Origin of the sequence: Streptomyces malaysiensis subsp. malaysiensis (assembly GCF_040653035.1) — a bacterium.
Lineage (GTDB): Bacteria > Actinomycetota > Actinomycetes > Streptomycetales > Streptomycetaceae > Streptomyces > Streptomyces malaysiensis.
This window is the reverse complement of record NZ_JBEZNG010000001.1, coordinates 348474-361708: the sequence shown is the minus strand read 5'-3', so window position 1 is coordinate 361708 and position 13235 is coordinate 348474. Positions and strand designations below refer to the sequence as shown.

Sequence of the window (13235 nt, the reverse complement as noted above, 5' to 3'; positions counted from 1 at the left end):
GCTTGGACCATCAGCTCGGCTTGGACCACGGCCACTTCAGCCCGCCGCCCGGCTTTCCCTCCGGGTCGTATGCGTAGGCCCAGCCCCGGATCAGGCCCAGCCGCTTGGACGTCGCGGCGGGAACGCGGCGGTAGACGTACACCGTCGGCGGTCCGCCCGCCTCGTCCTCCACCGGCACCTCGTAGGTCTTCGGCGGCTGGCCCGTGGGGCCGACCAGCACCCGCAGCACCCGGCCGTCCATCGGCCCGCCCACGAAGGGCGTCTCCTCGCTTCTCACCGCACCAGTCTCACAGCATCGCCCGCGCCACGTCGGTCACCGGCCGTACGCCGCACAGCCGCCACACCTCACGCCCGCACATCTCACCGGCCGCACCCGTCACAGCGCTCATCGGCCGCACCCGTCACAGCAGATGCGACGCCTCGCCCAGAGCGGGCACCACGCGGCGGGCCAGTCGCCCGACCGGGCCCTCGGCGGGCTCGATCACGAGCGCTGCCCGGATCACCCGCGCCGCCTGCGGATCCGTGGTCGCGGTGGCGGTCAGCAGCGCGACGAAGTGGTCCACGAGCCAGTCGCGCAGCTCCTCCACCGGCGGCTGCTTCTCCTCGTCCAGCCAGATCAACGAGGCCGCCTCGACGGCCGTGATCCAGGTGCGGACCATCATCCGCAGCCGTACACCGGGCTCCTTGACCGCCAGATGGAGCAGGATCTCCTCGGCCGCCGTCCGCCGCACCTCGTCGACGATCGCGTTCGTCCGCGAGGTCTCGACCACGCTGCCGCTCTGCAACAGCGCGCTGAACCCCGCGTCATGCTCGTCCACGAAGGCCAGATAGCGGTCCAGCACCCGGCTCAGCCGGCCGCTGAGCGGACCGCTTCTGGGCTCCTCGAAGCACCGTTCCAGCTCATCGGCGGCGCTGCGCAGCGCCGCCTCGTACAACTGCTGCTTACCGCCCGGGAAGTAGCGGTAGACCAGCGGCCGGGAGGCGCCGGCGGCCGCGGCCACATCGTCCAGCGACACATCCTCGGGCACGCGATGGGCGAAGAGGCCGAGGGCGGCGGTGAGGAGTTCGGCGCGCCGCGCCTCGACGCTCAGCCTGCGGTAGCTCCCCCGCCGCGCGGCCGGTGGGCCCGCGGTGCCCGGAGGGCGTGCGGCGGGCGGGGGTTCCGCCGCCGGGCGGGCGGCGGCGCTCGCCGCCGCCGGGGGTGTCGCCTCCGGGGGCGCCGAAGCGGTGCCGCTGCCTGTCGTCATGTCTGGCAGCGTAACCGGCCATGGTGACGAAGCGGATGCCCCCTTCGATTCGGACCGAATACCCCCTCGGGCCCCGGCCCGATGCCCTCCCTGATGAGCGACGGCGGGGCTCCGGCGGGGCGCTCAGGCCAGCAGCCCCGAGCTCTTCCACAGTCGGCGGCCCACGCCCCGCATCACCCCGACGTCGTCGAGGAATTCGGTCAGCTTGCGGGCGCCGCTGCGCATCACCTCGCGCCGGTGGGCGCTGGCCCGCACTTGAGCGACGGCCGCGCGCCGGTCGAGCCCCACGTCCGTGTAGACCTTGGGGTTGATGAACGCCTGCGAGAAGATACGGGAGAACTCGCCCGATCCGATCCGGGTCAGCTCCGCCTCCCAGCGCGGCGCCCGCAGCATCTGGCGGCGCAGTTCCTCGCGCGCGTACCGCACATGGCGGGCCTCCTCGACCACATGGATCCGGGTCACCCCGCGCACCAGCGGCTGAACGCGCTCGTCGGGGAAGGTGAGCCGCTGCATCCAGTCCAGGATCTCCTCGCCGAGGAGGGTCGCGGTGAAGGAACCGGGTGTGGTGGAGACCGTCTTGAAGAACCGGCCCAGATTGTGGTGGAGCCGGGCGACCGGATACGCCGGGGTGCCGCCCTTGGCGATCAGCCGCGCGAACATCTTGGAGTGGCGGCACTCATCGGCGATCTCGGTGAGCGCGTACCGCACATGGGCGCTGGTCGCGGGCTTGTCGTAGATATGCCGGGTGAGCAGTTGGATCAGGATGATCTCGAACCATATGCCCAGCGAGGCGAGGGCCGCCGCCTCGTGCTGGGACAGCAGCAGCCGCTGCTCCTCGGACATCCGGCGCCACATGGGGGTGTCGTAGAGCGAGACCAGCTCCGGTGGCCAGAACCACTTGCCGGGCTCGAACGGCGCGTCCCAGTCCAGTTCGGTGTCGGGGTCGAAGGAGTGCTTGGCGGAGGACTGGAGCAGCCGCTCGGCGACCCGTTCGCGGTCCTTGATCAGCCCGAGCGCGTCCCGGAGCGCGGGCGGTTCGGTCGTGGTGGTCATCGCTGAGGGCACCTCACTGATGGCTCGGACAGACGCCGGTGGGAAGGGTTACCGGCGGATACAGTTTATGAGACTCCGTGTCAGCAAGGGCGTCAATCCCTTGGGGAGGTCTTATTGACCGCTGGTAAAGGACGTGTGAGCCTGCCGAGTACGCATCCGTTCACGGGGGAGCGAGGCGAAGGAGGCGTCGGTGTCGACGCAAGAGCTCTACGCGATGGATCCCGGGGACCCCCTGTGGCAGGTGCCCGCCGGCGGCGCCGCCCGATTCAGCTGGGAGTACGACGACCACCGGGCCCGGTTGCTCGCCCTCTACCAGAAGGGCAAGGACAAGCAGTGGGACGCGGTCAAGCGGATCGACTGGGGCCTGGATGTGGACCCGTACGATCCGCTGGGCACCCCCGATGAGTCCCTCGCCCTCCACGGCACCCGCCACTGGGACCGGATGACCGACCGGGACAAGGGCGAGCTGCGGCATCACGTCGCCGCCTGGCAGTTCAGCCAGTTCCTCCACGGCGAACAGGGCGCGATGGTGTGCGCGGCCCGGATCGTGGAGTCCGCGCCCGACCTCGACGCGAAGTTCTACTCCGCGACCCAGACCATGGACGAGGCCCGCCACGCCGAGCTCTACGGCCGCTTCCTGCACGACAAGCTGGGCACGTTCTACCCCATCAACACCGATCTGCGGACCCTCCTCGGCGACACCCTCCGCGACTCCCGCTGGGACATGGCCTATCTGGGCATGCAGGTGCTCATCGAGGGCCTCGCGCTCGCCGCGTTCGGCCTCATCCGCGACACCACCGACAAGCCGCTGCCCCAGCAGATCCTCGCCTACGTCATGCAGGACGAGGCCCGCCATGTCGCCTTCGGCCGGATGGCGCTGCGCGACTACTACCGGCAGCTGAGCGACGCGGAGCTGCGCGAACGCGAGGAATTCGTCATCGAGGGCTGCTACTTGATGCGCGACCGGCTGCGCGGGGTGGAGGTCCTGGAGAACTTCGGCATCCCGAAGGCCGAGGCCGAGGAGTACTGCGAGCAGTCGCCGTTCCTGCATATGTTCCGCAAGCTGCTGTTCAGCCGGATCGTGCCCTGTGTGAAGGACATCGGGCTGTGGGGCGAGCGGCTCCAGCGGGCGTATGTCGACATGGGCGTGCTGGAACTGGGCGACAGCAACCTCGACCAGCTGATGAACCAGGACGAGGAGCTGGCCGAGCAGCTGGACCGACGGCGCTTCGCGACGGAGGAGGCGGAGCGCACGGGCGAGGTCGAGGAGGCGATCGCGGAGGGCGCGGCGGCCGAGGCGGAGGCGTAAGGACCCGGGCGGTCGAGGCGTAAGACCTGGCGGTCGAGGCGTAAGGACATGGCGGCCGAGACGTGAGGGCGTGGCGGTCGAGGCGTAAGGACGGAGGGGCCGGGGTGTGCCGACGAATATGACACCCCCTCAACCTCGCCCCCAGGGGCGGACCTTGGTAAGTTCTTGATCATCACCAGCGGAGAAGCCGAGGTCATTGGGGTGACCTCGGTCCGGTGGTGTTCATATGCGTTCATATGAAGGAACGGCCGAAGGGTGCCCTCCACGGCGGTGGGGGGCACACCTTTGTTCCTCCGTTCCGGAGGATGATGGTGGGGTGCGGATTCGAACGAGCACCAGTGAAGAACTCCCCGTCCTCCAGGACATAGAGCGCGCCGCCGGACTCTGCTTCCGGGACATCGGAATGGACGAGGTCGCCGATGACGAGCCACTGAGCCTGGAGGAGCTGAGCCGCTACCAGCGGGCCGGACGGGCCTGGGTCGCGGTGGACGAGGCCGACCGGGCGATGGCGTACCTGATCACCGACCCCGTCGACGGAAACATCCATATCGAGCAGATCTCGGTCCACCCCGACAGCGCCCGCCGAGGCGTGGGACGGGCCCTGATCGACCACATCGCGGCACGGGCCGCCGACGACGGCGTGCCCGCGCTCACCCTGACCACCTTCGTGGACGTGGCCTGGAACGCCCCGTACTACGCCGCACGGTGCGGCTTCCGGACCCTGACCGAGGCCGAGCTCACCCCCGGCCTGCGCGAGATCCGGCGCTGCGAGGCCGGTCATGGGCTGGCCCGCTGGCCACGGGTGTGCATGCGCAGGGATGTGCCGTAGCCGATACGCCGAGGCGGGAGGGGGCGGCCACGTGCTTCGGGGCACGGCACCGGGGCACGGCACCGGGCACGGCACCGGGGCGGAACCGCGAAGCGGCGTGGCCGCCCTCTCGGTATTGATGAGCCTCGCTCATGTATGGCTGAAAACGTGGGCGTTGTTCCCGCAGGGGTACAGCTGTTCGCTTAGGACATGGCCAATAGCACGGAATCCACCGCTCCGGCAGGCGCATCCGGGTCACCTCCCGCGGTGCGCTCGCCGCTCAGGGCCTGGCTCGCCGTCGTCGCCGTCGCGGTCGGCACCTTCTCCGTGGTCACCACCGAAATGCTGCCGGTCGGCCTGCTCACCTCGATGGGCTCCGCGCTCCGGGTCTCGGACGGTACGGCGGGGCTGACCATGACCGTGCCCGGTCTGGTCGCCGCGCTCGCCGCCCCGCTGCTCACCGTCACCGTCGGCCGCTTCGACCGGCGGCCGGTGCTGTGCGGTCTGATGGGGCTGCTGGCCGTCGCCAATCTGCTGTCCGCGCTCGCGCCCGGCTTCGCCGTGCTGCTGGCCGCCCGGGTGCTGCTCGGGGTGAGCATCGGCGGGGTGTGGTCCATCGCGGGCGGGCTCGCGGTGCGGCTGGTCCCCGAGCGGTCCGCGGGCCACGCCACCACGCTGATCTTCAGCGGTATCGCGGTGGCCTCGGTGCTCGGGGTGCCGATCGGGACGCTCATCGGCGATCTGCTCCACTGGCGGGTCGCGTTCGCCGCCATGGCCGCCCTGTCGCTGACCGTGGCCGCCGCCATGGCCGTCACCCTGCCGCCGCTGCCCGCGACCGGGACCATCCGGCTGCGCGAGGTGCCGGCGCTGTTCCGCAACGTCCGGCTGCGGATCGGCCTCATCACCACCCTGCTGCTGGTCACCGGCCACTTCGGCGCGTACACATACGTCCGCCCGGTGCTCGAGGACGTGGCCGAGGTCGGGACGGGCCTGATCAGCACCCTGCTGCTGGCGTACGGCGTGGCGGGCATCGCCGGGAACTTCCTGGCCGGCACCACCGCCCACCGCGACCCCCGCCGCACCCTCATGGTCATCTTCACCCTGCTGGCGGCGGCCGAGCTGCTGATCCCGGTCGCCGGTGCCACGACGGCCGGGGCGGCCGTGCTGCTGCTGGTGTGGGGCCTGGCGTACGGCGGGGTGTCGGTGACCTGCCAGACCTGGGTGCTGCACGCGGCACCGGACGCACGGGAGGCGGCGTCGGCGCTGTACGTCGGGGCCTTCAACGTGGCGATATCGCTGGGCGCGCTGCTCGGCGGCCGGGCGGCGGACGGGATGGCGGTCGCCGGCGTGATGTGGTTCGGCGGCGCGCTGGTGGTGCTCGCCCTGGCGAACGTGGCGCTCTTCGGCAGACGGGGGACCGCCGCCGCTCCCGGCCGGACGGGGGAGCCGGGAGCCACGGGCGCCACGGGCGACAGAGGGGCCACGGGCGCCACAGGGGCCACTTCAGGCCATGTGGACCAGGCGATCAGGTGAGACCCTGAAACCAGGGGACTCGTCTGCGGGAGTGGGTCCGATGGCAGTGAGCATGCACGTGGTCTGGAGCAAGTGTGAGCCGGGACGCGTCATCTACGAGACGCATTCCATCGAGACGGTCACCGACGGCTCGGGCGTTCACGCGACCGTTGACAGCCACACATATGAGATCTCCCTCCGCAGCCGTTCCCAGGCGGAGTCCATCGCGGACGAGGAGGGCTTCGAGCTGTACCGCAAGGGCGAAGCGTGGGAGAGCCTCCCCGAGGAGGACGAATGAGAAGGAGCAGCGCCCGGGGGCGCTGCTCCATGGCTCCGAACCTCCGACGAGCGTGCTACCGCTGCGTGCGCGGCAGCTAAAGACTCCGTCTCACTCCTCGCCGTGACCCAGCAGGAAGTCCACATCCCGCCGCTCGGGCCCCGCCGCGCCGCCGACCGTGATCTGCCGGGTCGCGGGGGCGTAGCCGCTGGCCACCACCGTGTAGTGATCGCCGGTGAGGGCCTCGAAGCCGAAGGACCCGTCCGGACCGGTGACGACCTGCCCGACCACATCACCGGACGCGTCCAGCAGCGAGACCCGGGCATCCCCGAGCGGCCGGCCGCCCCGGTCCCGTACGGTGCCCCCGACCCGGGCCGCGGCCCGCAGTTCGGCGTCCACGTGCACCGGCTCACCCGCGGTGAGCCGCACCTGGGTGGCGTACGGCCGGTGCCCGGCGGCGGCCACGGTCAGGGCGTACGTCCCCGGGGCCAGCTCGGGCAGCGCGAACTCGCCCTTCTCGTCGGCGGTCGCGGACCCGGCCACATCGCCGTCGGGCCCGGTGGCCGTGGCGGTCGCACCGGCCAGCGGCTCGCCGCCCACGGCCCGTACGGATCCGGTCAGCCCGCCCCCGCCGGACAGCCGCAGATCGCAGACGACCGGCAGGTCCGACACCAGCAGCGTGGCCGCCTGCGGCTGGTATCCGGCGGCCGAACCGATGAGGACGACGCTCGCGGTGTCGGGGGCGGGCAGATGGTACCGGCCGTCGCGGCCGGTGACCGTACGGCCGAGCTGACGGCCGCCGGTGTCGATGAGGGTGATGGCGGCGTCGGCGAGCGGGGTGTCGCCGGGGCCGAGGACACGGCCGTGGATGGCGCTGCCGGTGAGGACGGGCACGTCGTCCGCGACCTCGGCGTACTCCGCGCCCCCCGCGCCCCCCTCGACCGTCGCCACCGCCGCCGAAGGCGAGGCGGCAACGGCGGCCGGGACGCCAACCGGAACGAGGTCGACCGCAGGAGCGGAATCAGCCACTGGAGCGGACTGAGCCGCGGGAACCGAGGTGGCGATGGGGGCCCGCACGGCGCGCCGCCGCGCGGGCAGGAACAGGGCGATCAGCAGACCGCCGACCGAGGCAGCGCACGCCACCAGGAAGGAGATCTTGAATCCGTCCTTGCTCGGCAGGGCCGCCCCGCCGAAGTCGATGGTCTGGTGCGCCAGGATCACCCCGACCACCGCGCTGGAGGTGGACATGCCGATGGACCGCATCAGGGTGTTGAGCCCGTTCGCCGCACCCGTCTCGGCGGCCGGAACGGAGCTGACGATGAGCGTGGGCATGGCGGAGTACGCGATGCCGATACCGATGCCGAGCGCGGTGGAGAGCACCACGATCTGCCAGATGTGGTCGATCATCACCAGGCCCGCACCGTATGTCGCGCCGATCACGATCAGCCCGATGACCAGCGAGACCTTCGGCCCGCGGGCGGCGTTGATGCGTGCGGACAGCGGAGAGACCAGCATCATGGCCACGCCCATCGGGGCGAAGTAGAGCCCCGCCATGACCATCGACTGGCCCAGGCCGTAACCCGTGGCCTCCGGGAGCTGGAGCAGCTGCGGAAGGATCAGCGACATCGCGTAGAACGAGAAGCCGACCATGATCGAGGCGAGGTTGGTCAGCAGCACCTGCCGCCGTGCCGTGGTCCGCAGGTCGACCAGCGGCTCCGCGGTGCGCAGCTCGAAGACGCCCCACAGCAGCAGGATCACCACGGCCGCGCCGAACAGCCCGAGCGTGGTGCCGCTCGTCCAGCCCCAGTCGCCGCCCTTGGTGATGGGCAGCAGCAGACAGACGAGACCGGCCGTCAGCCCGAGCGCGCCGATGGCGTCGAAGCGGCTGGGGGTACGGACGGAGGACTCCGGGATGACGCTGAGCACCAGGGCTATCGATATCGCGCCCAGCCCCGCGGCCCCGTAGAAGAGCGCGTGCCAGTTGGTGTGCTGCGCCACGAACGCGGCGGCGGGCAGCCCCAGCGCGCCGCCGATGCCCAGCGACGAGCTCATCAGAGCCATGGCCGAGCCGAGCTTATGCGGCGGAAGCTCGTCCCGCATGATGCTGATGCCGAGCGGGATGGCCCCCATGGCCCCGCCCTGGATGGCCCGGCCGACCACCATCACCACCAGATCCGAGGTGACGGCGCAGGTCAGCGAGCCGATGACCATCAGCGCCAGCGCGACCATCAACATCCGGCGCTTGCCGAACATATCCCCGAGCCGCCCCATGACGGGGGTGGAGACCGCACCGGCGAGCAGGGTGGCGGTGACCACCCAGGACGCATTGGAACTGGTGGTGCGCAGCAGCTGGGGCAGCTCCGCGACCAGCGGAACGACCAGCGTCTGCATCACGGATACGGCGATACCGCAGAACGCGAGCACCGCCACGAAGCCACCACCGACCTCCCGCGGGAGCGGCATGCCGGACGGCGCGACGCTCATATGTTCCGCGGCGCGAGGTGGGGCTGACTGGGGCATGCGAATGCCGCCTCCAAGGGATTTCGAGAGTCGAGCGATGAGTGGAACGATAAGAAACGATGAGAGGTGTGCATCCTACACATGGTGTGTATCGTGCACACTTCCATTGATGGGCGCGGGGGAGGCGAGGAGGAATCGTGCTCGATCGACGGCTGGAGCGACTGGAACGCGAGCTGATGCTGGTGGCCAGGTGCTCAGTCCTGACACCCCGCGAACGGAAGGGCTGCCAGGCGACGGACCCCCAGACCGCCGAGTCCGAGCAGCCCACCGCGAAGCGGGACACCGGCCCGGACCTCCGCAAGGAGACCCGCGCAGAGTCTCGCGGTGACGCCCGCGCCGAACCTCGGACCGAGTCCCGGACCGAGTCCGGAACCGAGTCTCGCGGCGAACCCGGCCCCGACCCCTGCGCCACCACCCCCGCCCGCCTGGACCGCTCCGGCTATCTGCTCCTCTCCCGCCTGGACGCGGAGGGCGCGATGTCGATCGGCCAGCTGGCGGACGCGCTCCAGCTGGACGTATCGACGGTCAACCGCCAGACCGGCGCCCTGCTCCGGGCCGGCCTCGTCGAACGCATTCCGGACCCCGACGGCGGCCTGGCCCGCAAGCTCCGCGTCACCTCGCAGGGCGCGGACCGCATGGCGGCGGAGCGGACGTGCAGGCAGACCGGCCTGTCCCGGCTGCTGGAGTCGTGGAGCCCGGAGGATGTGATCCGCTTGGAGGACGTCCTCACCCGCTTCAACCGCGAGGTGGAACGCCAGGAGGGCCGGGCCTGGCCCCGGGAGACGCACGACGCGGAATGACGCCGCCACCGGGAGCGTTGCGACAGACAGGAGAGATGACGTCTGTCACACCGGGAAACCGAGGGAGCCCGAGGGCCCCGGAACCGCAGACCCGCACAGCTGAACGCCCGCATGCACCGGCATGCACCCGCACACCGAGGAGGCAAGGAAGAGATGCCCACCCCCGCTTCCCACCCGCCGACCACCGGCACCGGCGGACACCGCGTCGATGTGGAGCGCGGCTCCCAGCACGTCACGGTCACGATCGACGGCCGTGTCGTCGCCGAGTCGACGCACCCCCTGCTGGTCCACGAGACCGGTCTGCCGGTCCGCTACTACCTCCCCCCGGAGGACGTGGACCTGACCCTCTTCGAACCGACTGATTCCCACACCACCTGCCCCTTCAAGGGCGAGGCCGCGTACTGGACCTACCGCGGAGCGGCGGGCGACGAGGCGGAGCCCCGGCCGGACGTGGTGTGGGCATACCCGCAGCCGATCGAGACGGTGGCGGAGATCAAGGACCATCTGTCGTTCTACGACTCGGTGGCGAAGATCGAGATATCGGAGTAACGCGACAGCCGACCACCAAGGGATCACTCACCCAAATCACCCACCCATCACCCCATCAGTGGCCTTCCGGGAGACCCTCGGGGGGAACCCCTGACGCGTGCACATCCACGCGTACTCGTGGCTGGGCGAGAAGGAGCTGTTCGACCGGGAGGCCCGACGCCGCCTGCCCGACCGCCCCCGCCTGCCCGTCACGGCGGAGGACGAGGAGCACTACCGCACGCTCCTGGAAACGTTCCGCCGCTCGGAGCTCCCCCCGCTGGAAACGTCCCTCTGGCTGCTGAAGTCCCGCACCCTCATCCGCGCCACCTTCGAAGAACCCAAGGACGCGGCGGCCTGGCTGGGCCGCGAACTGACCGAACACGCCCCCGGCTTCCTCTCCCACCAGGAAGCCGACACCGCCCGCCTGGCCCGCCTGGTCACCACAGCCACCGCCCGCTTGACCCACGGCACGGACGTCTCGTTCGGCTTCTACCTGGGCCGCACGTCTTTCCTCTCCCTGGCCCTGGTGACCTGCACCCCCAACCACTGGCTGCCGGACCTTCGCTGTCCCCTCACCCCGTGATCGCGTCGTCCGACACAGTCAGGGGACAGGCGAGGCCATCCTTCTTCGGCTGGCGACGCCTGGGCCAGGACATCCGTGCCGCATTGGAAGCGGACGTCGCCGAGTTGTGCGCACAGGGCGTGTTCGTGGACGCGGAGGGACGGATCACCGTGGCGCGATGAGGCCGGCCCGCAGCCCGGCGGGCCCCGGAAGCAGGTCGGACCACCTCAGCCCACCGGCTCCGGGGTCCTGGCCTCGGCCTGGACGAGTTCGCGCAACTTGGCACGTGTCTCGGCGTCCGTGGAGTAGATCACGGTGCCTTTCATGCCCCGGGTGAGCAGTACCTTGTACGTATTGCGGATCAGCCGGTCCACGTCCTCATACGGAGTGGATTTCTTGAACACCGGGTCCTTCGACGCGGCATGGTCGGCCACCCAGCGGCCATCGCGCCACACGAGGTCCGGCCCCATGATGACGCCACTCCAGTCGTACTCGAAGCCCTGCGCGGTATAGACACAGCCGACCTGCCCGAAGCCGGCCGGGTCCGTGGCCCACAGCGCGGCCGGAGGCGCACCGGCCACCGCTCGATCCCCGTAGACATTCCATGGCCGGGCCCAGTCACCGATGACGACATCCGCCGGGAGCGACTGGCCCGGTGCGACCTTGGTGGTCCACTTCCAGCAGTACCCGGCGGACATGCGGGCGCCATACCCCTGAGCGCGCTGACCTTCGAGGAAGTTCTCCATCGCCTCAGGGCTCTCCGCCACCATGAGTTCCATCTTGGAGTCGGGCTCCCAGACGGTCGGGCCTCCCTCTTCCAGACCGAGCAGCCGGACCACCCACTGCAGATAGGCGTCACTGCCGCCGCAACGGAACTGTCCGTCAAGGGGCACTGTGGTCACCCGTAGCCCCTTGGCCGCCGCCGCCTCTTCGATCTCGTGCAGAGAGCCCATCTCGCCGGGGCGTACGACCTGGTGCTCGTCGAGGAGGAACACCGGCACGCGGGCCGCGTCGATCAGCTCTTCAACCTGGCGCTTGCCGGTGCGGTCGGCGGCTCGGGTGTAGCGGTTGGCCGATGTCTGGCGCATCCGGTGAGCCTCGTCGCAGACCAGCACGTCGAGACCGTTGGGTTCGGCGGTCATGAAGCTGTTGAAGTACTTGAAGAGATCTTGGACCTCCCGCTTGCGAGTCCCCGCGACCTTCCGCATCGTTTTGGTGAACGAAGCCGAACCGGTGGCATGCAACGCGGACCGACCCTGCCGGTACAGCTCTCCGAGAAGAGACAGTGCGATGACGCTCTTCCCGCTCCCTGGCCCACCGGTGACGACAAGGACTTCCTTGTTGTCGGCCTGCCGCGAGTTCCGAACGGCTTTGAGTACGAGTTCGTATGCGACCTGCTGCTCATCGAGCAGCCGGAACTGCTCCCGATCGCGGATCTCCTGAGCTGCGACATTGACGAGCTGCGTGGACGGCTTGCTCTTCCCTGCCTGGAAGGCGTCGGCGGAGAGAGCGCCGGACTCCGGCGCGAGGTGCGCCTGAAGAAACTCGATGAACTTGCCTCGCTTGTCCCCGGTGAAGAACCGGCCGCGCGGGCTCTGTCCGGCAATGTCCAACGCTCCGGCTCCGAACTCCGTGGCGTTGTGCAAATAGGCCACGCCGACAATCTGGTGTTCCCGCTTGTCCAAAGCCCCGTTGAACCGGGCCAGGTAGTCGCAGTACGCCCGGACCTGCTCGATGGGATTCAGCATCGCGCGGGAGCGCATTCCGTCGACGTGGCAGAGGCGTGGGGCTTCCTCGTCCGGATGAGCCTCGGTCCACTGCTTCAGTTCCACGACTACGTAGGAAGGTTCACCGGTCTTCGGATGAACGCCAGCGAGTATGGCGTCGGCACGCTGGCTGGTGAGCGGCAGCGTGTACTCCAGCATCACCTCGACCTCGCCGAGACCAGCCTCCATCACCGCGTTCACCAGAGCGGGAAGAGAGTGTTCCCACGATCGGCGTTCGGCGTAGGAGGGCCGATGTCCGTGCGCATGAACGAACTTGTCCTCCAGATGGAAGTACAGTGCTCCCGACTGGATCTCGGCGGCGGCCGATGCAACGGATTCACGGATCAACAAGAAGGGCCCCCAGACAGCACACGATCGCTGGAGCGGGTGGGGGCGTGTCCTTCACATCCTGTACGGGGGGAGCCCGTCAGAACCGGAAGCCCGGCGGGCCGCAGGAAAATCGGTATCAACTGTAGCTCTGTCACGATGCTTCTCTCCGCCATCGTGGGCAGAGGGCGTGCTCGATACGCCCCCTGCCCCTTGGGTGGAAGGTCTACCTGCGCCGCCACCACGGCCGCAGAAAATGACGAAAGGCCGTGCCCAGGGCCTGGATGATCTGTGGGCGGTCGGCCGAACGGCTGCCCCGGAGCGCGGCGGCAGCGATCTTGCCGAAGGTGGTGCAGACGAAGGCGCAACAAATCACCGCCGCCATCGAGGCGACACACACGGTGACGAGAATGGGCGTGGAAAGCACAGCAGTCCTTTCGGGCCCGGCCGGCGCAGCGGGAGGACCGTTTCCCCGCAGTCCCGGGCGCGGGCATGAGGTCGAGAGGTGGGATCAGGCGGAACGGAG

13 protein-coding genes are annotated in these 13235 nt (G+C 69.9%); 7 read left to right on the top strand and 6 right to left on the bottom strand.

All coding sequences use genetic code 11. The annotated features are described in order from the left end of the window. Positions 1-10: 10 nt before the first annotated feature. From AB0E24_RS01570 to AB0E24_RS01560, 3 genes are all read right to left on the bottom strand, one after another. Positions 11-277 (bottom strand): DUF8847 domain-containing protein, encoded by a 267-nt coding sequence (locus AB0E24_RS01570; RefSeq protein WP_167503329.1) that lies wholly within the window; start codon positions 275-277, stop codon positions 11-13. Between the two features lie 124 nt (positions 278-401). Then, the gene (locus AB0E24_RS01565; RefSeq protein ID WP_232564711.1) at positions 402-1247 is read right to left on the bottom strand and encodes a TetR/AcrR family transcriptional regulator; all 846 of its coding nucleotides are present in this window, start codon (positions 1245-1247) and stop codon (positions 402-404) included. A gap of 123 nt (positions 1248-1370) precedes the next feature. Then, the gene (locus AB0E24_RS01560) at positions 1371-2300 is read right to left on the bottom strand and encodes an AurF N-oxygenase family protein (protein ID WP_173963213.1); all 930 of its coding nucleotides are present in this window, start codon (positions 2298-2300) and stop codon (positions 1371-1373) included. 190 nt (positions 2301-2490) lie between these two features. Between AB0E24_RS01560 and AB0E24_RS01555 the strand changes: the two genes are divergently transcribed. The 4 genes from AB0E24_RS01555 (at position 2491) to AB0E24_RS01540 (ending at position 6227) form a co-directional block, all read left to right on the top strand. Then, on the top strand, positions 2491-3609 hold the full coding sequence (locus tag AB0E24_RS01555) for a ferritin-like domain-containing protein (protein WP_100806189.1): 1119 nt from the start codon (positions 2491-2493) through the stop codon (positions 3607-3609). A gap of 316 nt (positions 3610-3925) precedes the next feature. Further along, positions 3926-4438 carry a GNAT family N-acetyltransferase gene (locus AB0E24_RS01550; protein WP_069873249.1) on the top strand — a complete coding sequence of 171 codons (513 nt, stop codon included), beginning with the start codon at positions 3926-3928 and terminating at the stop codon, positions 4436-4438. Between the two features lie 189 nt (positions 4439-4627). Next, entirely contained in the window at positions 4628-5950 is a 1323-nt protein-coding gene (locus tag AB0E24_RS01545) for an MFS transporter (RefSeq protein ID WP_359374325.1), read from the top strand. Positions 5951-5990: 40 nt separating this feature from the next. Further along, on the top strand, positions 5991-6227 hold the full coding sequence (locus tag AB0E24_RS01540; RefSeq protein WP_069873253.1) for a hypothetical protein: 237 nt from the start codon (positions 5991-5993) through the stop codon (positions 6225-6227). Positions 6228-6317: 90 nt separating this feature from the next. Here the strand turns inward: AB0E24_RS01540 and AB0E24_RS01535 are convergent, their stop codons facing one another. After that, the gene (locus AB0E24_RS01535; RefSeq protein WP_359374322.1) at positions 6318-8690 is read right to left on the bottom strand and encodes an MFS transporter; all 2373 of its coding nucleotides are present in this window, start codon (positions 8688-8690) and stop codon (positions 6318-6320) included. A 173-nt stretch (positions 8691-8863) separates the two neighbouring features. On the opposite strand from AB0E24_RS01535, the gene AB0E24_RS01530 reads away from it, so the two are divergent. The 3 genes from AB0E24_RS01530 to AB0E24_RS01520 all read left to right on the top strand — a co-directional run bounded on the left by AB0E24_RS01530 (position 8864) and on the right by AB0E24_RS01520 (position 10637). Beyond that, positions 8864-9526, top strand: coding sequence for a MarR family winged helix-turn-helix transcriptional regulator (locus AB0E24_RS01530; RefSeq protein ID WP_359374319.1), 663 nt, complete (start codon positions 8864-8866; stop codon positions 9524-9526). A gap of 153 nt (positions 9527-9679) precedes the next feature. Beyond that, entirely contained in the window at positions 9680-10075 is a 396-nt protein-coding gene (locus AB0E24_RS01525) for a DUF427 domain-containing protein (protein ID WP_232639741.1), read from the top strand. Between the two features lie 97 nt (positions 10076-10172). Next, positions 10173-10637 (top strand): hypothetical protein, encoded by a 465-nt coding sequence (locus AB0E24_RS01520; protein ID WP_359374317.1) that lies wholly within the window; start codon positions 10173-10175, stop codon positions 10635-10637. Positions 10638-10843: 206 nt separating this feature from the next. On the opposite strand, the gene AB0E24_RS01515 is transcribed toward AB0E24_RS01520, so the two are convergent. Next, entirely contained in the window at positions 10844-12733 is a 1890-nt protein-coding gene (locus AB0E24_RS01515; RefSeq protein WP_100806184.1) for a DUF2075 domain-containing protein, read from the bottom strand. Positions 12734-12935: 202 nt separating this feature from the next. Then, entirely contained in the window at positions 12936-13136 is a 201-nt protein-coding gene (locus tag AB0E24_RS01510) for a hypothetical protein (RefSeq protein WP_100806183.1), read from the bottom strand. Positions 13137-13235 lie beyond the last annotated feature (99 nt).

Coding starts and splice junctions, on each gene's coding strand:
- AB0E24_RS01565 (WP_232564711.1), bottom strand. CDS start 1,247: ATGACGACAGGCAGCGGCACCGCTTCGGCGCCCCCGGAGGCGACACCC.
- AB0E24_RS01560 (WP_173963213.1), bottom strand. CDS start 2,300: ATGACCACCACGACCGAACCGCCCGCGCTCCGGGACGCGCTCGGGCTG.
- AB0E24_RS01545 (WP_359374325.1), top strand. CDS start 4,628: ATGGCCAATAGCACGGAATCCACCGCTCCGGCAGGCGCATCCGGGTCA.
- AB0E24_RS01540 (WP_069873253.1), top strand. CDS start 5,991: ATGGCAGTGAGCATGCACGTGGTCTGGAGCAAGTGTGAGCCGGGACGC.
- AB0E24_RS01535 (WP_359374322.1), bottom strand. CDS start 8,690: ATGAGCGTCGCGCCGTCCGGCATGCCGCTCCCGCGGGAGGTCGGTGGT.
- AB0E24_RS01525 (WP_232639741.1), top strand. CDS start 9,680: ATGCCCACCCCCGCTTCCCACCCGCCGACCACCGGCACCGGCGGACAC.